Origin of the sequence: Paenibacillus sp. Y5S-9, assembly GCF_036894235.1 — a bacterium.
Lineage (GTDB): Bacteria > Bacillota > Bacilli > Paenibacillales > Paenibacillaceae > Paenibacillus.
This window is the reverse complement of record NZ_CP145887.1, coordinates 4011895-4034426: the sequence shown is the minus strand read 5'-3', so window position 1 is coordinate 4034426 and position 22532 is coordinate 4011895. Positions and strand designations below refer to the sequence as shown.

Annotated in this window: 24 protein-coding genes and 1 riboswitch; all 24 genes read left to right on the top strand. The window is 45.8% G+C overall.

The features are described 5' to 3' along the window. Window positions 1-11: 11 nt before the first annotated feature. The 24 genes from V6669_RS17760 to V6669_RS17645 all read left to right on the top strand — a co-directional run bounded on the left by V6669_RS17760 (window position 12) and on the right by V6669_RS17645 (window position 22526). Window positions 12-821, top strand: a complete 810-nt coding sequence (locus tag V6669_RS17760; RefSeq protein ID WP_338587272.1) for a TIGR01457 family HAD-type hydrolase — start codon at window positions 12-14, stop codon at window positions 819-821. Window positions 822-827: 6 nt separating this feature from the next. Continuing rightward, window positions 828-1649, top strand: coding sequence for a DNA-formamidopyrimidine glycosylase family protein (locus V6669_RS17755; protein ID WP_338587270.1), 822 nt, complete (start codon window positions 828-830; stop codon window positions 1647-1649). Next, window positions 1639-2487 (top strand): deoxyribonuclease IV, encoded by an 849-nt coding sequence (locus V6669_RS17750; RefSeq protein WP_338594987.1) that lies wholly within the window; start codon window positions 1639-1641, stop codon window positions 2485-2487. The genes V6669_RS17755 and V6669_RS17750 overlap by 11 nt, the downstream gene beginning before the upstream one ends. Window positions 2488-2506: 19 nt before the next feature. Next, window positions 2507-2845, top strand: coding sequence for a cyclic-phosphate processing receiver domain-containing protein (locus tag V6669_RS17745; RefSeq protein ID WP_091029331.1), 339 nt, complete (start codon window positions 2507-2509; stop codon window positions 2843-2845). Then, window positions 2845-3162 carry a thioredoxin family protein gene (locus V6669_RS17740; protein WP_338587269.1) on the top strand — a complete coding sequence of 106 codons (318 nt, stop codon included), beginning with the start codon at window positions 2845-2847 and terminating at the stop codon, window positions 3160-3162. Before V6669_RS17745 ends, V6669_RS17740 begins: the two co-directional genes overlap by 1 nt. Before the next feature lie 2 nt (window positions 3163-3164). Next, entirely contained in the window at window positions 3165-3938 is a 774-nt protein-coding gene (locus V6669_RS17735) for an ATP-binding cassette domain-containing protein (protein ID WP_338594986.1), read from the top strand. Between the two features lie 6 nt (window positions 3939-3944). Continuing rightward, complete coding sequence (locus tag V6669_RS17730; RefSeq protein ID WP_338587268.1) at window positions 3945-4994, top strand: SAM-dependent methyltransferase; 1050 nt, start codon at window positions 3945-3947, stop codon at window positions 4992-4994. Between the two features lie 227 nt (window positions 4995-5221). After that, window positions 5222-6700 (top strand): serine/threonine protein kinase, encoded by a 1479-nt coding sequence (locus tag V6669_RS17725; RefSeq protein WP_338587266.1) that lies wholly within the window; start codon window positions 5222-5224, stop codon window positions 6698-6700. Between the two features lie 26 nt (window positions 6701-6726). After that, window positions 6727-7746, top strand: a complete 1020-nt coding sequence (locus V6669_RS17720; protein WP_338587264.1) for an SAF domain-containing protein — start codon at window positions 6727-6729, stop codon at window positions 7744-7746. 77 nt (window positions 7747-7823) lie between these two features. Then, complete coding sequence (locus V6669_RS17715) at window positions 7824-8537, top strand: hypothetical protein (protein WP_338587262.1); 714 nt, start codon at window positions 7824-7826, stop codon at window positions 8535-8537. Continuing rightward, window positions 8534-9364, top strand: a complete 831-nt coding sequence (locus V6669_RS17710) for a hypothetical protein (RefSeq protein WP_338587260.1) — start codon at window positions 8534-8536, stop codon at window positions 9362-9364. The genes V6669_RS17715 and V6669_RS17710 overlap by 4 nt, the downstream gene beginning before the upstream one ends. 7 nt (window positions 9365-9371) lie before the next feature. Then, entirely contained in the window at window positions 9372-11192 is a 1821-nt protein-coding gene (locus tag V6669_RS17705) for an ATPase, T2SS/T4P/T4SS family (protein WP_338587259.1), read from the top strand. Next, window positions 11189-13255 carry a hypothetical protein gene (locus V6669_RS17700; protein WP_338587257.1) on the top strand — a complete coding sequence of 689 codons (2067 nt, stop codon included), beginning with the start codon at window positions 11189-11191 and terminating at the stop codon, window positions 13253-13255. Before V6669_RS17705 ends, V6669_RS17700 begins: the two co-directional genes overlap by 4 nt. 62 nt (window positions 13256-13317) lie before the next feature. Next, window positions 13318-13803 carry a hypothetical protein gene (locus V6669_RS17695; protein WP_062834890.1) on the top strand — a complete coding sequence of 162 codons (486 nt, stop codon included), beginning with the start codon at window positions 13318-13320 and terminating at the stop codon, window positions 13801-13803. Window positions 13804-13819: 16 nt separating this feature from the next. Beyond that, window positions 13820-14218, top strand: a complete 399-nt coding sequence (locus V6669_RS17690; RefSeq protein WP_338587254.1) for a hypothetical protein — start codon at window positions 13820-13822, stop codon at window positions 14216-14218. Then, complete coding sequence (locus V6669_RS17685; protein WP_338587252.1) at window positions 14215-14766, top strand: hypothetical protein; 552 nt, start codon at window positions 14215-14217, stop codon at window positions 14764-14766. The genes V6669_RS17690 and V6669_RS17685 overlap by 4 nt, the downstream gene beginning before the upstream one ends. Continuing rightward, window positions 14753-15736: a hypothetical protein gene (locus tag V6669_RS17680; protein WP_338587250.1), complete on the top strand. Its 984-nt coding sequence runs from the start codon at window positions 14753-14755 to the stop codon at window positions 15734-15736. Before V6669_RS17685 ends, V6669_RS17680 begins: the two co-directional genes overlap by 14 nt. 138 nt (window positions 15737-15874) lie before the next feature. After that, the gene (locus tag V6669_RS17675) at window positions 15875-17425 is read left to right on the top strand and encodes an ABC-F family ATP-binding cassette domain-containing protein (protein ID WP_133385194.1); all 1551 of its coding nucleotides are present in this window, start codon (window positions 15875-15877) and stop codon (window positions 17423-17425) included. A gap of 75 nt (window positions 17426-17500) precedes the next feature. Continuing rightward, a riboswitch (TPP riboswitch) is annotated at window positions 17501-17610 on the top strand. Window positions 17611-17803: 193 nt separating this feature from the next. Beyond that, the gene (locus tag V6669_RS17670; RefSeq protein WP_338587245.1) at window positions 17804-18499 is read left to right on the top strand and encodes a thiamine phosphate synthase; all 696 of its coding nucleotides are present in this window, start codon (window positions 17804-17806) and stop codon (window positions 18497-18499) included. A gap of 14 nt (window positions 18500-18513) precedes the next feature. Beyond that, window positions 18514-19686 (top strand): glycine oxidase ThiO, encoded by a 1173-nt coding sequence (gene thiO / locus V6669_RS17665; RefSeq protein WP_338587243.1) that lies wholly within the window; start codon window positions 18514-18516, stop codon window positions 19684-19686. Beyond that, window positions 19683-19886, top strand: a complete 204-nt coding sequence (gene thiS, locus V6669_RS17660; protein ID WP_315935834.1) for a sulfur carrier protein ThiS — start codon at window positions 19683-19685, stop codon at window positions 19884-19886. Before thiO ends, thiS begins: the two co-directional genes overlap by 4 nt. Window positions 19887-19888: 2 nt before the next feature. Continuing rightward, window positions 19889-20656 carry a thiazole synthase gene (locus V6669_RS17655; RefSeq protein ID WP_338594985.1) on the top strand — a complete coding sequence of 256 codons (768 nt, stop codon included), beginning with the start codon at window positions 19889-19891 and terminating at the stop codon, window positions 20654-20656. Further along, window positions 20653-21702 carry a ThiF family adenylyltransferase gene (locus tag V6669_RS17650; protein WP_338587240.1) on the top strand — a complete coding sequence of 350 codons (1050 nt, stop codon included), beginning with the start codon at window positions 20653-20655 and terminating at the stop codon, window positions 21700-21702. The genes V6669_RS17655 and V6669_RS17650 overlap by 4 nt, the downstream gene beginning before the upstream one ends. 119 nt (window positions 21703-21821) lie before the next feature. After that, window positions 21822-22526 (top strand): response regulator transcription factor, encoded by a 705-nt coding sequence (locus V6669_RS17645; RefSeq protein ID WP_338587238.1) that lies wholly within the window; start codon window positions 21822-21824, stop codon window positions 22524-22526. Window positions 22527-22532: the final 6 nt, after the last annotated feature.

Sequence of the window (22532 nt, the reverse complement as noted above, 5' to 3'; positions counted from 1 at the left end):
AAGTGCTGTGTGTGATTAAGGCCTATCTGATTGACTTGGATGGTACGCTCTATCATGGCAGACATCGTATCGAAGGAGCCGATCAGCTTATTCGAACACTGCAAGAGCTAGGAAAGCCGTATTTATTCGTAACAAATAATTCTTCCCGTACACCACAAGGTGTGGCAGATCATCTGAACGGGATGGGCATACCTGCCGACGCGTCTCAAGTATGTACTTCTGCTGTGGCGGCTGCTGAATACGTCGCTGAAGAGACCCCGGGTGCAAAAGTGGCATGTATTGGAGAAGCAGGACTGTTACAAGCCATAGAAGAAGCAGGACTACAGTTGACTGAAGATGCACCAGATTACGTGATACAGGGGATTGATCGTGAATTCTCCTATCATAAACTGACCAAGGCACTCCGGTGGATTAATGCGGGATCAAAATTCATCATGACCAACCCGGATCTGCAGCTTCCTTCCGATGATGGACTGACACCTGGGGCTGGGACTATTGGAGCAGCAATTGAAGCAGCGACCGGAGTTCATCCTACCGTTATCGGCAAGCCATCGAGTGTTATAATGAAGTCAGCCATTAGCCGGCTAAACCTGGCGTCTCATGAAGTGGCAGTGATCGGGGACAATATGCGAACCGATATTGCAGCCGGAGTGGCAGCAGGGTGTGAGACGCTGTTGGTACTTACCGGTGTGACAACACGGGATAATATGGATGGACACATTCAAGCAGCCAAGGCTCGACCTGATCATGTGTTTGAAGATTTGCATAAATTGATGGAGTGGCTGTCGCAAGAGGCAGACCAAGCTTCCAAAAAGGGGTAATGTACGATGCCGGAACTACCGGAAATGGAAAATTACCGGACCTTGCTGTCCGAGAAAATACTTGATCTACTGATTACAGGTGTTGTGATTAATCGCGATAAAACGATAAATACGGAGCCTGATCTGTTTATCAATGAACTTACAGGTAATCGCATCATATTTGTTGAGCGCCGAGCGAAGCATCTGATTTTCCACTTGGCTAATGGCAAACGTCTGGTGCTGCACCTCATGTTGGGCGGTATGATTTTCTGGGGCACGGAAGAGGAGCGCCCTAATCGTTCCACACAGGTGGAAATCCAGTTTGGGGATCACATTTTATTCTTTATTGGACTGCGCTTGGGTTATTTACATCTGCTTACTTCGAAAGAAACGGAAGAGGCGATGTCTGATCTTGGACCTGAACCTTTGGATCGACGGATGAACGTGGAACGTTTTGCTTCCCTGTTGAAAGGTCGTCGGGGTACACTTAAGACAACGTTGGTAAACCAGCATATCATTGCAGGGATTGGCAACTGTTATTCGGATGAGATTGCCTTTGCTGCTGGTCTGAGACCAAGCTCCAAAACGCAGAACATCGCGACTTCACCTGAGTTGACGGAGCGCTTGTTCCATTCGATGCAGTCCGTGTTGCGCGAAGCAGCTTCTGAGGGTGGTTATATGGAAATGCCACTGATGCAAGGGGATACGAAGACCGGAAGCTTTGACGAGCAATGTCGGGTGTACGACCGGGAAGGCGAGACTTGTCCACGTTGCGGGGGAACGATTGAACGAGTGGAAATTACGGGCAAGAAAGCATTCTTCTGTCCGAAATGCCAGCATGAGGCCTAATACCGGAATCGGGGCACATGTCAGCACGAGAGGTGGATTTCTTCAGGCAGCCAAGAGAGCACATGCGATGGGGGCAACGGCGTTTCAGTATTTTCCGAAGAACCCGCGTAGTCTTGGTCTGAAAACTTTGGATCTCAAGGATGCTGAGCAGTGCAGGGATTGGTGTGAACAGCATGGACTGGCTTCGATTGCGCATTCACCCTATCCTACGAATCCGGCGTTGGGCATGACCCGTGGAGAGGCGGGCTTTCATGCTACAATAGCTTCTATACGCAATGATCTTGAAATTTCGGATGCTTGCGGTTCTGTTGGGACGGTGGTCCATTTTGGACATATCAAAACAAACGATCCGCTGGAGGGTTATCAGAACCTCATTCATTGTCTGGATACCGCCTTGGAGAATTGGAATGGACATTCGAAGGTGCTGATTGAAAATCAGGCAGGTGATCATGGCCCGATGGGCACGACAATGGAAGAAATGATACAGATTCGCAAATTGAGCCGATATCCGGAGCATATTGCTTTTTGTTTTGACACATGCCATGCTTTTGCTTCAGGTTTGTGGTCGTCAGGCAACGAAGCGGCGATGCTTGATAAGGGCAGGATGCTCGGATACTGGGATAATGTTGCTGCTGTACATTTTAATGATTCCAAATATGCATCTGGTTCGTGTAAGGATAGACATGCGAGGATTGGACAGGGATATATTGGAAATGAATCAATGAAAGTATTGTTAACTGCGCCTGAGTTCCAAAAAGCGGTTGTTGTGCTCGAGACAGAAACGGGCGAAGATGGAACGCACCGTGATGATATAGCGCTCATGCGTTCCTGGCTATAATGGGGAGAGGAGCGATTGTATGCATGTTTTTTTGGATGACTATCGGGCATGTCCGAAAGGATTTGTTCTGGCAACGAATGCAGAAGAGTGCCTTATGCTGCTAAGAGAAGGCGACGTGGACATTTTGTCTCTGGATTATGAGCTTGGTCCGGATTCGCCTAATGGCGGAGAGGTTGCGGCATCCATTGTACGAGAAGGTTTATTTCCGCGTGAGATTTATTTGCATACGTCCAGTATGTTTGGGAAACGCCAGATGTACGAGATGTTATATAGCAATAAACCGGATTCGGTAACCATTCATAATGGTCCTATGACGGGTGAGGTCATGCTGCGTGTTGCTGCGGGAGAAGAACGTTAATGAAGCCAATTACATCCAAAATGTTAATGCGCGGCGTATGGGAAGGCATGCCACAGGCTGTATTTATATATACCCCTTTATGTGGGACATGTGCGGCAGCACGACGTATGTTGGAAGTAGTAGAGCACATGCTGCCAGAAGGTATTTTATCCGAAATGAACATCCATGACATTCCTGAACTTGTACAACAATTTAAAATTTCAAGCGTACCAGCAGTGATGCTATTTGACGGCCAGCAAGATGTTCCAAAGATGGTTTATCGGATGAGCTCTGTGGAGCATTTGCTCTCGGAGATCCGGAAGGCGGTGCTGAAATGAGTATAATCTCGATGGAACATGTCTCACTTAGACGAGAAGAGAATCAGATTTTGGATAACGTGCATTTGCGCATTGAACAAGGCGAACATTGGGTTATTCTTGGTCGGAATGGTTCTGGCAAAACAACGTTGTTGGAAATGATGAACGGATATATGTTTCCAAGCCAGGGACGCATTGAAGTACTCGGTAATCTGTATGGACAATGTGACGTCAGGGAAGTTCGTAAGGAAATCGGTTATATCAGCCAAACGTTGATTGAGAAACTTACACCCAGAGATCCGGTATGGGAGGTCGTCGCTACAGGAGCTTATGCTTTTTTGCGTTTTTATCAGACAATTCCTGATGAAGTCAAAGCAAAGGCAATGAGTTTGTTAGATGACATGGGCTTTGCCAATCTGGCTAACAACCCGCTTGGAACGTTATCCCAAGGGGAGCGCAAAAAAGTCATGCTTGCTCGTTCATTAATGGCTGAGCCTAAATTGCTGATTATGGACGAGCCTTGTGCCGGGCTAGACTTATATGAACGTGAGAAGATGCTGGCTGAGATTGATCGTCTGCGCCAGCGTAACATTACAGTTGTATATGTAACACATCATGTTGAAGAGATCGTACCTTTATTTACGCATGTGGCTTTGATCCGCGATGGACGTATTGCGGCAGCTGGCCCCAAGCATGAAGTTTTGACACAAGATACAATTAAGCATACGTACGATGTCCCGGTCGATATCCAGTGGGATGACGGTCGTCCGTGGATACGCGTACGTTCTGGAGGGTAACACAATTTGAGTACACAATCGTCTTGGGAAGAAGGCAACTTCTCCCGTTTTATCTGCACAGCCAATCATGGCTTTGCCCCTTATGCACAAGAAGAATTACGCCGTACGTTTGGTGCGGTCAAGAGCACAGTACTCGTACCAGGAGAAATTTTGCTTGCGGGTCTGCCTGTAGCGGAGGAAGAAGTTGCAGGTAAACTGTTGGAAGAATATCCAACGTTTTTACGTCATATCCAACCTGTTCAGTTTCAAGAGAATACAGAAGATTCAGAGCAATCTATCGAGAGATTGATTGCATTTGTGTTGAATCATAAGGAACTGACCGGTGCTTCTGTCGTAATGCAGGTACGGAAGACAGAAGGGTCCTTTTGGCAAGAAAATGCAGCCTCATTGAAGCAATTGCTGACTGAAAAGCTGGATGAACTGGGATGTGAATGGGTTGTACGTGATGCTGAATATGTCATTTCCGTATTTGCTGCGAATGATATGTTGTATGCGGGCGTATCCAGACCTGAACAGAACCTGTCAGACTGGAGCGGGGGAGCCGTACGTTTTCAAAAAGAAGATGGACAGATCTCACGTGCTAAGTTCAAATTGCTTGAAGCCGAGCAAACGTTTGGCATTGACTTTACTTCATTTCATAAAGCACTTGATATTGGTGCAGCACCAGGTGGATGGACCTCGTTCCTGCTTGAACGCGGGCTTGAAGTAACGGCGGTAGATCCGGCGAAGATGGATGCAACACTGCTGGCATCACCAAAACTGACTTTCTTGAAGAAAAACGCAGGGGATGTGCGCTTCCGCGAAGGAGAATTCGATCTGCTCGTATGTGATATGAGTTGGAGTCCGAAGCTGATGAGCCGACTTGTATCGGATCTTCTATATAGCCTTCAGCCTGGGGGGACAGCAATTGTTACCGTGAAATTATTGCATAAAAAACCGCTCGCGCTCATTAAAGATGTTATCGATACGTTTGAGCGTTCGCGGATGCAGATTCAACGGTCCAAGCAGTTATTCCATAACAGGGAAGAGATTACGCTTTATATGGTCAAATATTAAGAGATCTATTCTTGATTAAAGCAGCTAAAGATATTATGAAATTGATTCGATGAAGCTCATTAAATTTTGTGCTTTACAATCTATTCCTGCCTGTACTATAATGATACCAATATTAACCATAACAAACCTGAGGGAAAGCATCCCGAAGTGAACGAAACCGGATATCCGGTCTGTTCTTCTTCGGTGAAGCTTTCCCTTTTTTGTTGTGTATTGAAGGAGGAATTGGTATGAGACATCCGGCCAGGCTGGAACGCGGAAGCCTGCTGGGAGGTAGATATCGTATCGTATCCATTCTGGGAACAGGCGGAATGAGCCATGTATACGAGGCGGAGGATCTGAAGTTACCGGGCAAGATATGGGCAATTAAAGAAAGCGTAACGATTATGCCATATGAAGGCAGTATGGAGACCGAGGCCGCACTTCTGACATCACTTCGCCATCCAAGATTGCCGCAAATTGTTGATTTTTTTGTCCCGGATGAAGATGGGTACACATACTTGGTGATGGAATATATCGACGGGTTAACGCTCAGTGAGTATTTCAAGCAGTGTCGTGGGAAGATCCCGATGGAGCAGTTGACGGAGCTGATGCTTCAATTGCTGGATGTGTTGAGTTATTTGCATAATCTGAATCCACCTGTGATCTATAGGGATCTGAAACCATCAAACATCATGATCACGCCGGAACATGAAGTAAGATTAATTGATTTTGGCATCGCCAGAAGTTACAAACCGCAAAGTGCTGAAGATACCGTTAAGTTGGGAACAGCTGGTTTCGCCGCTCCAGAACAATATGGCTCGGGTCAGACTGATGCGCGTTCAGATCTATACGGACTCGGAGCATTGCTGCTGTATCTTATGACAAGTGGGGCCTATACGGAATGGATTCAGGGTGTGGAAAGCTCTATCCGGAGTGATGTTCCACGGACTTACATCCCTGTGGCAAGGAGACTGTTGAGATATAATGCCGAGGAGCGATTCCAATCTGCCGATGAGGTACGGAAAGAACTGCTCCGAATACCCGGTGGAATAACGCCTGGTGGAGATGCAACCATGACCTTGAATGGCGGAACAAGAGTTATTGCCTTGACTGGTGCTTCATCTGGTGTAGGGGTTACGCACACTGCTATAGCTATCAGTCATTATCTCGAAAGGCAAAACTTCAAAGTAGCTGTGATTGAAATGTCACCTCGCTCTCAATCCTTTGCAAGAATTCAACAAATCGCTCAAGCGGGTAAACCGGTACCGGCAGGCAGACAGTTTGCAGTGGATGGTGTGCATTATTGGAAACAATCCGGGCGAGCGGATATTTTGTCTTTGCTTGGGGGGAGTTATCAGTTCATTGTGATGGATCTCGGTAGTGGTCAAGACCAGAACCGGCTGGAAGAATTCCTTCGTGCAGATCTGCCTATTGTGATAGGCTCAGGTGCCGAATGGAGACAGGCGGAGATTGGCGCTTTTGTTCGATCACATCATCGGTATCCACGAGAGAAATGGATATATTGTTTGCCCCTTGCAGCAAGTGAAGCAGTTCAACGCATTCGGAAAGCTCTGGATACATCGAGTGTATATGGTCTGCCGTTACATATCGACCCTTTTGATAAGGACGCACAGATGGATAAAGTGTTTTCACATATTTTAATGCATATGATGGCACAGCAGCCCAAGAAACGTTCGTTCTTTTCACGAAGGAAAGTACATGATTAGAAGAGATTACGAAAGGAGAGCCTATTTTGTCTAAATTAAGAAAACAAAGCCGTCAACTGATCTATGCCGGACTTATCGGAGCAGGAGCTGTAGGGTTGGTGTTCGGAGGATATGTTATTTACAATGTCAAAAAGATGGGTGATGTTAGGTCAGCTGTAGAAGCCCGTTATTTATCAGCATATGAGGAAAAGGAAGCTGAATTAAAGCAACAATGGGATTCGGGCGCACAAGGATGGGTTACGATTCGGGATATTGAAGCAGGTGAACCGATATTACCGGAGGATCTGAAGCTCATTGCTGTTCCGGATGCACAAGCACCACGAAATCTCTGGTCCAGTACCAAGCAAATGGAAGGCCAAGTGGCCAAAATAGAGTTAAAAAAAGGAACAGCCATTACCACCGAGATGGTATATGAGGATACACCGGCTCCGCCCGATTTAAGAAATCGAGAGCTGCAAGTTGTATTACTGCCATCCTCACTCGTTAAGGGAGATATTATTGATGTTCGTATCCAATTCCCTACCGGACAAGACTATGTTCTTTTATCGAAGAAGAAAGTGGAACGACTCAATGCAGCTACCTTATGGATTACGATGACGGAGGAAGAGATTCTGTCACTCTCAAGTGCAATTGTAGATGCCTATTTACATAAAGCTTCAATCTATGCCTTAACCTATGTAGAACCACAGTTTCAGACACCTGCAATCCCGACGTATCCTGCCAATTCAGAAGTGTTGAAACTGCTGGAGAGTGATCCGAATATTGTTCGACGAGCCGAACAGGAGTTATCCAGACAGGTGCGAAGTTCGCTTGAAAGTTCACTGGCCGCCTCCGTGACAGCACCATCAAAAGGAGTGGAACAGGATGTGGCCCAATCCTCAGTTACTTATAACAGTCGTCCATCTGCAAATAATCCGGTAACATCGGATGGAGTGATGTGGAATGATGGTTCAGGAAACGGGGCAGGAGCTAATTCTGGAAGCGTAAATGATCCTGCTGAAGCTTCACAAACAGAACAGCAGAGCTTGCTAACGGGTGGAGAGTAGAGATTAATCTAAGGTTTTCACATTAAGATAATTCAAATAACAAAGGTTTAAAGAAATAGAAGGGAGTTGTAACATCTATGTATACATGGATCTTTGCGGGTTTATGTGAGAAGAATGATCTGATGTTATATCTTTGCAAGATATTGGCTTCGACAGGCAACAAGGTCTTGCTCGTAGATGGAACCTTACAACAGAAGTATGGGTACGGTGTAGGTGACGGTCAGCAGTCTTTGCGAATTACGGAATTTGAAGGATTTGATATCGCTTGTCATTTTGTCACTTCGGCAGCTGTAGAGAATCATCTTGAAGTAAATGGAGAGCGATTGGACAGTTATGATTATGTGTTATATGACATGGAGACTTCACATTTTGCTTCACGTAATCTCTGGCTAACCGCTGATGTAAGAGTCTGGGTGAGTGATTATGAGCGTTACAATCTGGAACGTGGCAAGGGCTGGTTGAAGCGGTTGCTTGAAGAACAGTCATTGCCGGGTGAGCTGTCATTTCAGCGGCTCTTAATTAACGGGGTTGACTGCAAGCTTGAAGCTCGTTATCTGTGGGCGTATCTGGAGGGCAGTCCGTTTGTATGGACAGGAGAATCCTTAGTGCTTCCATGGGATGAGTTAACAGCGGCGGTTAAGCTTGAGAATGAGCATCATCGCCGAGTTCATCTTGGACCTTTGTCACGAAATTACAAAAAATCGTTGTGTCGCGTGGTCGAGCAGTTAACAGGTTGGGAAAGTGTTCGTAGTCGCCGTGCGATGAAAGAAGCAGAGAGGATGAGAGCATGAGCACCATTACCTTTTGGAGCCCTTTTGCGGGAACGGGTTGCACTTCAAGCACATTAATTAGTGCTTATGCGATGGCACTTCACTACAGGACAAGAGTGTTACTTGTTAATACAGGCCTTGCCGGAACTGGCACAGAAGCTGCTCTACCATCCAATGATACGAATTCAGCGGACTATATGTTCTCCTTCGAAGAGGGTGGCTGGGATGCGATTGAACGGCTGCATTCGAGCGGAATTCTGAATAAGCAAAATCTCAGGGATTATACCAAGCCCCTTCTGAAAGAAAGACTTGATTTCCTAACCGGAAGAATGGATGAGATGGAACGTCCCCCGCAGGAACATGGTGAGACTGTGAAAAAGCTGCTAAATGTAGCTAACGAGTATTATGATCTGGTTCTTCTGGATGCGGATCATGCTGGTGTCGATGCTCAGCTCAAGCTGCAACAGGCGGACTATGTTGTCATTAATCTCGATCAAAATATGCGAAATCTGGAGTTGTTCTTTGAAGAGATCCTGCCAGAACGAATGAACAATAAGAATATACATGTTGTAATTAACAAATACGATTTGCATTCCCGTGCAACGCTTTCCAATATTCGGCGCCAGTTCAAATACAAAGGCACGATATCTGCGATCCCGTACACAACCGGATACCTGGATGCAATGAATCGGCGAGATGTTGCTAGATACTTGCAGTTGGAAAGTTTGACTGAGGATAAGGATATTCGTAAAGGGAGCTTTGCTGCAAGCATGAGCGAACTCGCTCGCCTGATTATGGACGGTGCAGGTATGCGCACAGTTCTGAAGAGGCTGGAAAGGGGAGCCTGAACCTCCGATGCTCTGGAATACCATATGGATAAGTTTAATTTTGATTCTGTGCCTGACTTATATCTGGTTCAAGTATAGAACGTTTCTTCGTGAAAAGAATGCTCGTGTTCCTGAACAGGAATCATTCACGATAGACATGTTGATTGAGAAGGTGAAGAACTCACTTCATGAGCTTAGTCATAGTCAACTCGCGGATGCAGGTCTGCACGAAGAAGAATATCGTCGAAGAATTAATCAACGTGCCGAGATGAGAAAAGCGCTGAAGGGCTGTGTCTCAGGCAGTATCAGCGACAAAACGTATGTCAAAAATCTGATAGGGGACCTGCTGACCCGAAGCATAGGACTGAACAAATCAAATGTAGATGAAGTTATTTTGTTTGCAGAACCAGATTTGTTGACGATCCAGGACCGATTCGAAATTGTGTTTTATCTGTACCGACAGCAATTCGGTGTGGATGCACTCTCCCGCATGATTGATACCTACGATCTTGGCAGATTGAGAATGGAGGAAGGTACGGACGATGGAGGAAGTTATTATATCTCTGAGGAGGATATTCAGTATGTTTTCGAGTGCGAATATCGAGAGCTTGGTTTCAGAGAAAAGACGGATATCATCGTGCAGCGTATCTACCAACATTATAAAGGGTTCTCGGTTGTTGATGAGATAAGGGACCAGCGTATTGATGGTGTTAGTGGTGGTGTCAGCGGTATGCTTGATGCTGTTCATAATATGGGACTTCGAAAACCGGCATCATGGAATGATTTGCTGGATCAAGGACTGGAGGATGATGCACATGAAGAACCGCTTAGCGGCATGGAAAGTGTCTGGATTTTCTATAAAGGTAAGTCCATTCATCTATCCTTTCTGTCATTCGGAAGCATCCGTGAACTAAAAAGGGTATGCCAGAATATATACAAATACAATTATCCCGGACAGTTGTCGGAAGCAAGTGGATACAAGGTGAACGAGATGAAAGACGGCTCCCGTGTCGTTGTTGTTCGTCCTCCTTTTGCAGAATCATGGGCGTTCTTCGTCCGGAAGTTCGATATTCCGAATGCTTCACTTGAACAGTTGATTACGGGTAACAACGCAGATCTGCCAATAACACTGCTTCAATACCTGATGAAAGGAAGCCGGATCACAGCTGTAACCGGGGCACAAGGTTCTGGTAAAACAACGTTGCTTATGGCTATGGTCAAACACATCTATGCATCGTACACCCTTCGGGTACAGGAGATGGCGTTTGAACTTCAATTAAGACGGATCTATAGCCGACGTAATATTTTGAGTTTCCGAGAGACTGAACACATTTCAGGTCAACAAGGGCTTGATTTGCAGAAAAAAACGGATGGTACCGTTAATATACTCGGTGAGGTTGCGAGTGATGAGGTGGCCGCATGGATGATTCAAATGTCTCAGGTTGCCAGTCTGTTCACCCTGTTTACCCACCATGCCAAAACGTTTCGTGATCTGGTCTTCTCCCTCCGAAATTCCTTGCTCAAGACAGGTATGTTCCAGCATGAGCATATTGCTGAGGAGCAGGTTGTGAGTGTCATCAATTTCGATGTTCACATGAAAAAAGATGCTGAGGGACGAAGATATATCGAACGTATTACGGAATGTCTTCCTCGTGCGAATCAAGGTGATAGCGTGGAAGAGAGGGCAGGTTTTACATTTCGTAATGTTGTGGAGTACAGAAATGGAGCGTATGTTGCAACAGCTCCAATCTCCTCTGGAAGCATGGTGGATATGCGAGACCAGATGACATTACAGGATGCCGAGAAATTTGAACAGTTTATGAAGCAACACTGGGGTGATTCAGCATGACAATTAAATGGATTCTGCTCCTCGTATTAAGTATTTGTGCAGGAGGGCTGCTGATCACACTTCTGGTTCTAAGTATGTTACGTCACAGAGGAGGTGGTTCAGCAAGTCAGTACAGCGTTATTCTTGCTCCTAGCGGGAAGGGACTCAAGGGACTCGGATCAATCTTGTTGCAATCCTACCGTCTTGGAATGAAGGTCCCACTGTTATCAGCGTATATTTTACAGGTGCAGAAGCGTATTTCATTCCGCCATGTTGGGGATGAGCCTTCACTTCGCAGGCTGACGATGACAGTAGTTCTGATTATTCTTGGAGGTTATGGAGGCATTAGTGTCATTCTGTTTTTTCTACAGCCGGGCATCGCTTTTGTAATACTATCCATTCTCTGTGCTGTGGTGTTAAACAGTCTGGTATTGGATATGTGCCTCAGTCGTATGGAGAAAAGGTTGCTGGTTCAGATGTTGGATCTCTTTGCGGATGTAAGGCATAGGTATCATCAACATGGCATAGTTGAGGAAGCGCTCTATGAAGCTGCTGAAGCAGGTACAGGAGAAGCAGCAGAACAAGTAAGACTGATCTACGAAGCTCTAACTTCTCCAGATCCGAATGAAGCACTTGAGCGTTATTATGAGGTGGCTCCCAACCGTTTTCTCAAAGGATTCGCCGGTGTTTCCTATATGGTCATGGAGTTCGGGGATAAGGACAGGGCACAAGGTTCTATTTATCTCAAAGGACTTGGTAACCTAACTCAGGAGATTCATTTGGAGATTTTGCGGCGTGATAAATTGGATTACCTGCTCAAAGGGCTTAATATTATCGCTCTTGCTCCGGTATTGTTCACCGCTCCAATCGAACGTTGGGCCAGAGTCAGTTTCCCAACGATGGATGAATTTTATCGCAGCAAAATCGGTTTTGTTACCAAAATATCGATCTATGTCATCATTATCCTTGCCTATTTGCTTCTGCAAAGGCTCCAGCAATACGATGAGACCCGTTACCGGTCAGGGCATAAGCATTCATGGTTGGATGAGTTTCTGTACAGGCAGACCTTCATACGGAAATTGGCGATGTTGTTTGCAGCGAAACCTGGCAGTGCACAGTACAGTCAAACGATACGGCTCATGAGGGAGAGCAGCTCGGAGTTGAAATATGAATGGCTTGCCATTCGTAGAGTGATGTTATTCGCAGGTTGTTTGGTCCTTACAATGGGTTGCATCTTGTTGTTGCATCAGGTTGAACGTAACCACATCTTGTATGATCCAATTCGTGATGATCGAATGTTTGGTGCAATGGCTGAAGCGGATCTCAGGAAAGCTGAGGAAAAAACAGCATTGGATCAATCCGTGCTGGAAAGTGTAGAAATGAACCGAGGAGCTACATACGAAGAAGTCGCCAACGCATTACAGCAGTTATCTCCCGTTCAGATGGACCTTGATACCCAGAATGAGACCATCACGCGCATTATGCAGAAACTTGAGGTGTATAACAAGCAATATGTACGTTGGTGGGAAATGATTATAGCCATTCTCATGGGTGCAGCAGGGTACTACATGCCCGTATGGCTCATGTTATTTCAGCGGAAAATGCGAAGGTTGGATATGCGACATGAAATCTATCAATTCCAGACAGTGATTTCCATTTTGCGTGAGATGGACCGGATGTCAGTCGAGGAGATATTGGAGTGGCTTAATCGATTTGCCGTCATTTTCAAACGCCCGCTGCAAAAATGTTTGTTGCATTTTGAACATGGACCAGAGCTTGCACTTGAACAATTAAAGGAAGAGGTGGGCTTGCCCGAGTTCCAGCGACTGGTTGATAAATTACAGCTTGCCCTTGGCAAAATCTCAATACGCGAAGCCTTCGATGATCTCGAGAGCATGATGGAATTTTATTTTGAACAACGCAAGCAGGAGTACAGCAAAATGATTGATGTCAAAGCATCATGGGGCAGAACCATCGGATTTACACCCATGTACGCCCTTATCTTTCTGTATCTGGTCATTCCATTGGTTGGTATGAGCTTCTTGCAGATGAACATTTATTATGAACAAATTCAGAAACTGTAGCACAATTTATCTGTGTGACAGCCTGAAATAGTTTAATAACTTATAACTTGGGAGGATTTATCATGAACAATGCATCAAGCGCTTTAAAGGTGGCAGCAGGGATATTCTTAACAATCGCTCTGATCACAATTGTAGTTCTGTTGTTTATTTCGGCTCAGGAGGCAACCAAGACGGCCCAGAACAATTTTGCTGATATCCAAACCGAGTTGTCCCAAGCCGCATTTACGGTGTATGACGGAACAACCATCAGTGGATCACAGGTAACGAATGCGCTGCGTAAATACGCGGACAAAGATCAGTTCGGTATTCAAGTTATTACAGGTAAAAATAAAGCGGGTCAATGGTATGGCAATCAATTGAACATTTCACAGGATCTCAATAATGCCGACTACGGCTCGGTTATTGCTCCTGACGATAAAGTGGGGATTATTAACCAGACCATGAGTGAAAAAGACAATCAATATGTCAATCCAAGCGGTAAATTCAAAGCCATTATCGTAAAAGACCGTTCCAACGTGGTAAGAGGGCTGATCTTCCAGCAATCCTGACAGGAGTTGGTTTAACATGTCCCGGAATACCCAGCATCTCATGTTGTTTTGTACGGCGGTTGTCCTGTTTGTGACAGCCTGCCTGTACGGGCAACAGAATGTTAAGATATTGTCTGCGGCCTTGACCGACAGAGTACAGACAACAGCAGGCATGGAAGGTCGGCTGACAACAACACTGCATACCAGCAATTCCTATCAATATAGTGGTGCGGAAGTGTTGCATACCGTGAGGCAGATGACAGGCACAGGCATCCATGTGGAGGTAGATGGAACATCGTATGTGATCGATCCATTTGTCAGCAAAACAGCGACGATTCCTGTCCAGCTCGATGCCACCTACAGACCGGAGTTTATACGAAATGAAACTGGAGAACTGCTCAAGATTGTTTTTTGGAAGGAGACCAGTGTGAATTGATTAATGCCGCATCCAAGCTGCTTGCCGTATTGCTCGCAGTCCTTCTGCTCTATGTGTACCCAGCTGCTGAAACAGCCGATCGGCAGGATGATATAGCACGTATGACGGCTGTTCAGAATGTAACACGCTTTGTTGATGCTGTCCGAACGAAAGGATATATTTCACCTCGAATGTTGGCTGAGTTTGAGGAGCAACTGGCCCAAACGGGCAATCTGTATGAGGTGTCGATGGAACATTTACATAAGAAATATGTACCTCATTATACAGACCCGATGGACCATAACAGTTTTAACGGGACCTATGAGGTAGTGCAGGATGGATATTATGCAGCTCAGATTCGAGAAAGACTATTCCCATCCTCAGGTGTGATACCGGTTGATGATCCTGGCCGAAGATATACGTTGACGACAGGGGATTTTTTCACCGTGACGCTCCAAAATACAAATCGTACACCTTCCATGCTCATCCGTGAATGGTTAAGTGGTACGGCTCAGGCTTCAGCGGTATTTGTAACATACGGAGGTATGGTCCTCAATGAAGATTACTGAGCTTTCCATTGTATTCGTGCTGATCTTTTTTCCGCTCTTCTGGATCATCTCACTGCATACCCAAGATGCCGAAGAGGCTCAATATCTTGGTCATCGATACAGATCTGCACTTCAAACTGCAGTCATGGATGCAGGTGCAGTGATGCATCAGAATGAGAAACAAAATGATGAAGCAGGTTACGATTCAACCAAGTTTGTTAAAGCCGATAAGGAGCTTGCCTTGTTGACATTTACGCAGACGATGGCTTTGAATATGGGCATTCAGGATGATCCCGCAGCTATTCGAAACATGTTTAATTACATTCCTGCCGTAGTTATTCTGGATTATGATGGCTATTATATGTTTTCCACGGAAACAGAGATGACGGGTAACCTTGAAGATTCTTTCCGGCAAGTATGGAGCCCCAAGAAACCTTATACATATTCAGATTCTAATGGTAACAGTATTAACTTTACACTGGACGACTACGTATATGCCTATGACGCAAGCGCAGGGAAATGGATTGAAGGATTTCAAAAAGAACTGGCTTCAACCACACAGATTCCTTTACTTCAGGATACCCACGTATTTGAACAAGTTAGACGAAGTCGGATTGTGACTACTGTGCAGGATAATCTGGCTGATGTGATTAACCGCCATAATGAGTTTGCCAGAAAGAACGGTATTTCCTATACATTTACGATGCCCCTGATTGCCCAGGAAGATTGGTACAACTCCATAAATGATACAGGGATTATGGCCTTTATCCAAGGTATAGGTGTGGGTGACCAGAAGATCAACAATTACGCAATTGGTGGAGGCAGACTTGTGAAGAAAACGGCGATAGTAGGTGGGGTAGATCCTTTAACGGGTATCAAGTACTACTACCCCTCCACATGTGGTAATGGTTACCGTGCTGAAGAGGTGTTCACAGACGCGAGACAAGCAGCTGCACAAGGCTATTTCGAATATAAATGCTCTAACCGTTAGGGTACCCTGTATGACAAAATTATGGAAGAGGTTCCTGATATGTTTACATTACTTTCAGAAAAGACGGGACCTGTGCTAGAATAGGGTTTCGGAACAATCACAAAAGTAATGTCTAATAGATAGGAGCAACCTCATCTTATGAGTTTATTGTCAGTAGAGAACGTAAGTCACAATTTTGGAGATCGCACGTTATTTAAAAATGTATCGTTTCGTTTACTTGCCGGAGAGCGCGTAGGACTTGTTGGTGCCAATGGTGTGGGTAAATCCACATTAATGAACATCCTTACCGGTAAATTGCTTAAAGATAGTGGAAAAGTGGAATGGACACCCAAGGTCCGTTATGGATATCTGGATCAGCACACGAAGCTTACGCCAGGTAAAACCATTCGTGACGTGCTTAAAGATGCATTCCTTCCGTTGCTTGAATTGGAAAAAGAAATGATGAATATTACGGACCAGATGGCAGATGCAGATCCAGATAAGCTGGAGCAGTTGCTGGAAGAGATGGGCGATATTCAGGAACAACTGGAACAGGGCGACTTTTATCTGATTGACGTAAAAGTGGAAGAGATGGCTAATGGTCTTGGTTTGTCCGCCATTGGTCTTGATCGGGATGTCGCAGCTCTAAGTGGTGGACAACGTACCAAGGTGCTGCTTGCCAAGCTTCTGCTCGAGAAACCTACAGCTCTGTTACTGGATGAGCCGACCAACTATCTGGATGTAGAGCATATTGAATGGCTGTCACGTTACCTGAAGGACTACCCGCACGCGTTCCTCTTAATCTCCCATGACACGGAATTCATGAATGAAGTCGTAAATGTTATTTATCATTTGGAATTTGCCAAATTAACGAGATATGCAGCGAACTATAACAAGTTCCTCGAGATGGCTGATATGAATAAAGCCCAGCATATTGATGCATACGAGAAGCAGCAAGAGTACATCAAGAAGCAGGAAGATTTCATTCAGCGTAACAAGGCACGTGCTTCAACTTCAGGTCGAGCGAAGAGCCGGGAGAAGCAGTTGGACAGAATTGAACGTATTGATCGCCCAGATGAAGCGGCCAAACCAACGTTCAAATTTAAGGATGCCCGTGCGAGCAGCAAAACGGTCTTTGAGGGTATTGATTTTGAAATTGGATATACGTATCCTTTGCTGCCTAAGATGACAATGACAATCGAACGTGGTGAGAAAATTGCCATCGTAGGTTGTAATGGTGTGGGTAAATCGACGCTGTTGAAAACCATCCTGGGAAAAATATCTCCACTCAGTGGAAAGACTTTCTTAGGAGATTATCTCGAAACGGCATATTTTGAGCAGGAGGTTCGTGCTGGGAATATCACGCCGATTGAGGATGTCTGGAATGAGTTTTCACATTTGACCCAAAATGAGGTCCGAGGTCATCTCGCTCGCTGCGGGTTGAAAAATGAGCACATTACTCGTCCGCTTAATATGCTGAGTGGTGGAGAACAAGCCAAGGTTCGTTTATGCAAACTCTTGATGCGTGAAAGCAACTGGATTCTATTTGATGAGCCGACGAACCATCTGGATGTCACAGCTAAAGCGGAGTTGCAGCGTGCTTTGAAAGAATTCAAGGGAACGGTGTTACTGGTATCTCATGAACCTGATTTCTACGAGGGTTGGGTTACCAAAACATGGAATGTCGAAGAATGGTCTGAGAAAAACTAGACGATTTAAGACAATGTTTAACAGAAATGACGGTGACAAAAAAATCCGTCTATGGTAACATAGGCTACAACTTCATATGAACACTAGGGGGGCCGCACGATGCGGCTGAGATGGAAGAATACGATTCCGGACCCTTTGCACCTGATCTGGATCATACCAGCGTAGGGAAGTGGCGAGCGCGTTTCAGTGAATGACGTGAGCAAACGGCAATTCGAAAGAATTCAACCGTCTTGCTTAGTAAATTGAAACATGCAGTTGCGTGTATAACGTTATGGCTATAAGGTCTATAGCTTTATTGCACGAAATGAACTGTATGTATCAGTCAGTCATCTGGTCCTATAATTAATACGCAGCCACTCCCCTACGGGAGTGGCTTTTTTGTGTTTTCATAGCATTCAAGTCTGGAAGGAGATGAACAGTACGGTAATTTCTCATGAACATGTTCAAGAATCATTTGAATTGCATGTTGTATCTACGGGTGCAGGGGATCAGGCATCTTTTGTAAAAGCTGCAAAGGACGTTTGGCCTTTGGTGGACTATATTCACATACGAGAAAAACAACTCACATGGCAAGACAAGATCGGTTGGGCTCAAAGTCTGCGTAGCGTTGGCATTCCATCTTGCCGCATTGTTATCAATAGTTCAGAACTTCCTTCACAGAATGACATTTATGGCGGTGTACATTGGGGGCAAGATGCGATACGAAATTATAACCCTGCTGTTATAAGCAATGTGCAGCGCCTTCGTCTGGGTGTATCTGTTCATTCCATCGATGAGGCAAAAATCGCTGAAGAACGGGGAGCCGATTATCTTTTCTTCGGGCATGTCTACTCAACCAACAGTAAGCCTGATCTTGACCCAAGAGGATTACATGCCCTTGCTGAAGTGTCCAGGAGTGTCTCCATTCCTGTCATGGCGATCGGTGGCATCGAACCGGGAAACATTCACGCGATTCGCTCTGCAGGCGCACAGGGAGTTGCTGTGATCTCGAATGTATGGGCGAGCGATTCACCGGATCGGGCCGCTGCATCATTAAGGCAGGCTATCGTTGCTACCGAAGGTCTGCGCGACTGAAAGGAGATGAGAGGATGAAAGAGATTGTAACTGATAATCCGGACAAGATTCATGCAGAAACGATTATTGTAGGTGGAGGCGTTGTTGGTTGTGCCATTGCATATGAGCTTGCTTCCCGTGGACAGGATGTTCTGTTGCTGGAGCGTTCGGCGATTGCAGGAGGCACTTCTTGCGCAGCGGCTGGAATGCTGGGGGCAGATAGTGAGGATTTTGCTCATCCTTTGATGGCTAAGCTCGCCAGGCAGAGTAGACAGTTACTTATCGAGCAACAGGTGCTAATGGCTACACTCAGTGAGGTAGAGACTGGCCTGCAACGCCATGGATTCCTAACCCCTTTTCGATCATACAGTGAATTAAGCAGTTATAAGGACAATCGGAGGTCTGCGTTGTCTGTTTTTGCTGATGAGGTATGGTGGGATCGTTCCGTTGTGCAGCAGGAGGCATCTTGGATTAACAGAGATACGTATGGAGCCTACTACAGGCCTTACGAGAGTGAGATTCTTCCAGTCCATCTAACGAAGGCATACGCCGAATCCGCTCAAGCATTGGGAGCACGGGTTATGGAGGGCATACAGGATATACGCGTGCGAGCAAACGAACACGGCGTGCAGGGGATCACCACATCGATCGGTGAGATAACATGCAAACATGTCATTATAGCGGCTGGTTTACAGAGTGAAGAGTTGATGAGACATGTGAATCTGAGCTTGCCTGTGTGGTCGGTAAAAGGTGAAATAGCCGCCGTTCAGTTCTCGGATGAACATGCAGGGTACAGACCTGACAGAACGGTGTATGCAGAGGATATCTATATTGTTCCCAAAGCCAATGGCGAAGTTTGGCTTGGGGCAACCAGTCTGCCAGGCAGAACAGATCTGAACGTTTCTGTACATGGTGTTCAGAAGCTGCTAACAGCGGCTACCAACTGGGTGCCTGGGATGAAAGAAGCGCAATTTATAAGAGCGTGGGCAGGCGTAAGACCAGCAACTCCCGATGGACTGCCTTATATAGGTGCATGCAAGAGTATACCCGGACTGTTCGCCGCCTTTGGGCATTACCGTAACGGTATCTTGCTTAGTGCGATAACAGGCAGGCTAATCGCTGAATTGCTCGCTGGCAAAAACTCAGAAGAACTCGGAATTGAGGCGCTGAGTCCGGAGCGATTGAACAGAAAGGGAGTGGTGCAGTGAATATCATCGTTAATGGTCAACGGATGGAGATTGAGGACAGATTGAATCGTGTGGACAAACTGCTTAAATCTTTTGATCTGCAAGTCAAGACTGTCGTTGTAGAACTGAACAGGCATATCTTAACGCGTGAGTATCATGAGTCAACGGCATTAAGAGAAGGCGATCGAATTGAGATTGTACATTTTGTAGGAGGCGGTTGATGATGTTGAATATTGGTAAATATACGTTTGAGTCCAGATTATTGCTCGGAACAGGCAAGTTTTCGGATCTGGAAGTGCAAAGTCAGGCTGTGGAAGCATCTGAAACGGAAGTTTTAACCTTTGCTGTTCGTCGTTTGAATCTAGAGGAACGTAACCAGAAGCATTTCCTGGATACATTGGACCTGGACAAATACACGCTTCTCCCGAATACGGCTGGGGCTTCCACTGCGGAAGAAGCGGTGCGGATTGCCGAGCTTGCGCGGGCTTCAGGACTTTGTGATATGATAAAAGTCGAAGTCATCGGAGATGGAATAACATTGCTCCCAGATCCGATTGAAACGTACAAGGCTTGCGAAATTTTGCTTGAAAAGGGCTTCACGGTATTGCCTTATATTTCAGATGATGTCATTCTGGCCAAAAGGCTGCAATTGCTTGGCGTACATGCTGTAATGCCTGGCGCTTCTCCCATCGGAGCTGGCAGAGGCATCATCAATCCCTATAACCTTGAGATCATCATTGAGCAGGCCGTTGTACCTGTGATTGTGGACGCAGGATTGCGCTCCCCCAAAGATGCTGCTTATGCGATGGAACTTGGTGCCGATGGCGTATTGTTAAATACAGCCGTATCCGGATCAGGGGATCCAGTGAGCATGGCTAAAGCTATGCGATTGGGGGTAGAAGCGGGTAGATTGGCATATGAGGCAGGCATGATTCCCGTAAAGCGTTATGCAGCAGCCAGTAGTCCGGTGGAAGGAATGGTTCATACATGACAGATCAAATAACATCTTCCGAGCAGGCCGATCGTTATTCCAGACAGGAACGGTACGCGCCACTTGGCAAGGAAGGCCAGGCCAGATTAAAGGGCAGCAGAGTTTTAATTGTAGGCGCTGGTGCACTCGGAACAGGAATTGCAGAAACGTTAGTTCGTTCAGGAGTCGGACACTTAACGATTGTGGATCGTGATTATGTGGAGTGGAGTAACCTGCAGCGGCAGCAATTATATGTAGAACAGGACGCGCTTGAGCGGATACCGAAGGCAATGGCGGCGGAAAAACGTTTATCTGCCATTAATTCCACGGTTCATGTGGAAGGGAAAGTGTTGGACGTCAGAGTAGATGAGTTGGAAGAACTCGTTCAGCATGCAGACTTGATTATGGATGCAACGGATAATTTTGATACTCGGCTACTCATTAATGATATGTCACAGAAGCACCGTATTCCCTGGATTTATGGTGGATGTGTGGGTAGTTACGGCATCACCTACACGTTTATGCCCGGAGATACGCCATGTTTAAATTGTTTGCTGGGTGAAGTCCCCCTGGGGGGCGATACCTGTGATACGTCTGGCATTATTCCTCAAGCGGTACAGATGGTAACGGCGAATCAGACAGCAGAAGCGATGAAGTTACTTAGTGGCAATGCAAATGCATTGAGACGCAAGTTGTTGTCATTTGACGTGTGGAGGAACGAATACATATCCATCAATGTGGATGGTGCGAAAAAGCAAGATTGCCCTTCCTGCAGCGATTCGGCAACGTATCCATATCTTTCTGCGTCCAATCTGGAGAAAACCGATGTGTTATGTGGCAGGGATACCGTTCAGATCCGACCTGCACGGCGTATGAATCTGGATCTTCAACAAACGGCGGATCGTCTGGATAGACTTCAAGAAGGAAAAGTGGAATCCAATCCGTTTTTGGTTTCTTTTACAACAGGAGTCCATAGAATGGTTATTTTCCAAGATGGACGTGTCCTCGTACACGGAACAAACGACACAGCTGAAGCACGTACGCTCGTCCATCGCTACTTTGGTTAAAGCAAGAAAGAAGCAAAGTCTGTTCCCTTGAGGGAATGGACTTTTTCATTTTACGGCATGCTATCTGTACCAACCATTGCTGCGAGCAGTGGGGATAGAGACAGGCCGGGTGAAAAAGAGTGAAAACAGCCATTTTGCTGATTGGAGCAGGAGAGCAGGTCAGCCTTATTCAGGATGTTTTATGTAGCGAAGGGTATGAGGTGCAACGAAAGGAAGGACCTGAACTAGACCAATTCGCCAAGAATTCGTTATCACACATCAACCTGATCATTCTGGTAGACCGAAGTGAGGGGGAAGCACATCATGACCAGGATCAGAAATTAGAGTTGAAACGATGGATAGATAAAGGTCAGGTTGTACCTCTACTGGTTATCACGTCTAACGCATCTCCTCAATTCATCGTGGAGTGGCTGGATTACGGAGCTAATGATGTAATGGAGGAACCCGTTCACCTGAACGTGATGCTCGCCAGAATACGAAACTTATTGCGTGTTTTTGCGAATGCAACACAAGAGGGTGAAGAAGTAATTATAGTTCATGATCTTAAAGTGAATTTACGTTCAAGGCGGGTAAATCGTGCGGGTGAATACCTGACATTAACGCCAAAAGAGTACGAATTGCTGGAATTTCTGGCCTTGCATGTGAATGAAGCGTGTACACGGAGTGATATTTTGCGGGAGGTATGGGGATATGAGTATGCGATGGATACCAACGTTGTGGACGTATACATCAAACATCTGCGGGTTAAGGTGGATAAGGGAAGAAGTGTGAAACTGATTCATACTGTGCGTGGGATCGGTTATATGCTTCATGAAAAAAATTAGATTACT

What these genes read in the sequence shown, in the direction of transcription:
- thiO (WP_338587243.1), top strand. Translation starts at nt 18,514, where the DNA reads ATGAAAGAGATTGTAACTGATAATCCGGACAAGATTCATGCAGAAACG.
- V6669_RS17725 (WP_338587266.1), top strand. Translation starts at nt 5,222, where the DNA reads ATGAGACATCCGGCCAGGCTGGAACGCGGAAGCCTGCTGGGAGGTAGA.
- V6669_RS17690 (WP_338587254.1), top strand. Translation starts at nt 13,820, where the DNA reads ATGTCCCGGAATACCCAGCATCTCATGTTGTTTTGTACGGCGGTTGTC.
- V6669_RS17655 (WP_338594985.1), top strand. Translation starts at nt 19,889, where the DNA reads ATGTTGAATATTGGTAAATATACGTTTGAGTCCAGATTATTGCTCGGA.
- V6669_RS17705 (WP_338587259.1), top strand. Translation starts at nt 9,372, where the DNA reads ATGCTCTGGAATACCATATGGATAAGTTTAATTTTGATTCTGTGCCTG.
- V6669_RS17680 (WP_338587250.1), top strand. Translation starts at nt 14,753, where the DNA reads ATGAAGATTACTGAGCTTTCCATTGTATTCGTGCTGATCTTTTTTCCG.
- V6669_RS17710 (WP_338587260.1), top strand. Translation starts at nt 8,534, where the DNA reads ATGAGCACCATTACCTTTTGGAGCCCTTTTGCGGGAACGGGTTGCACT.
- V6669_RS17695 (WP_062834890.1), top strand. Translation starts at nt 13,318, where the DNA reads ATGAACAATGCATCAAGCGCTTTAAAGGTGGCAGCAGGGATATTCTTA.
- V6669_RS17700 (WP_338587257.1), top strand. Translation starts at nt 11,189, where the DNA reads ATGACAATTAAATGGATTCTGCTCCTCGTATTAAGTATTTGTGCAGGA.
- V6669_RS17750 (WP_338594987.1), top strand. Translation starts at nt 1,639, where the DNA reads ATGAGGCCTAATACCGGAATCGGGGCACATGTCAGCACGAGAGGTGGA.
- V6669_RS17715 (WP_338587262.1), top strand. Translation starts at nt 7,824, where the DNA reads ATGTATACATGGATCTTTGCGGGTTTATGTGAGAAGAATGATCTGATG.
- V6669_RS17745 (WP_091029331.1), top strand. Translation starts at nt 2,507, where the DNA reads ATGCATGTTTTTTTGGATGACTATCGGGCATGTCCGAAAGGATTTGTT.
- V6669_RS17675 (WP_133385194.1), top strand. Translation starts at nt 15,875, where the DNA reads ATGAGTTTATTGTCAGTAGAGAACGTAAGTCACAATTTTGGAGATCGC.
- V6669_RS17650 (WP_338587240.1), top strand. Translation starts at nt 20,653, where the DNA reads ATGACAGATCAAATAACATCTTCCGAGCAGGCCGATCGTTATTCCAGA.
- V6669_RS17755 (WP_338587270.1), top strand. Translation starts at nt 828, where the DNA reads ATGCCGGAACTACCGGAAATGGAAAATTACCGGACCTTGCTGTCCGAG.
- V6669_RS17740 (WP_338587269.1), top strand. Translation starts at nt 2,845, where the DNA reads ATGAAGCCAATTACATCCAAAATGTTAATGCGCGGCGTATGGGAAGGC.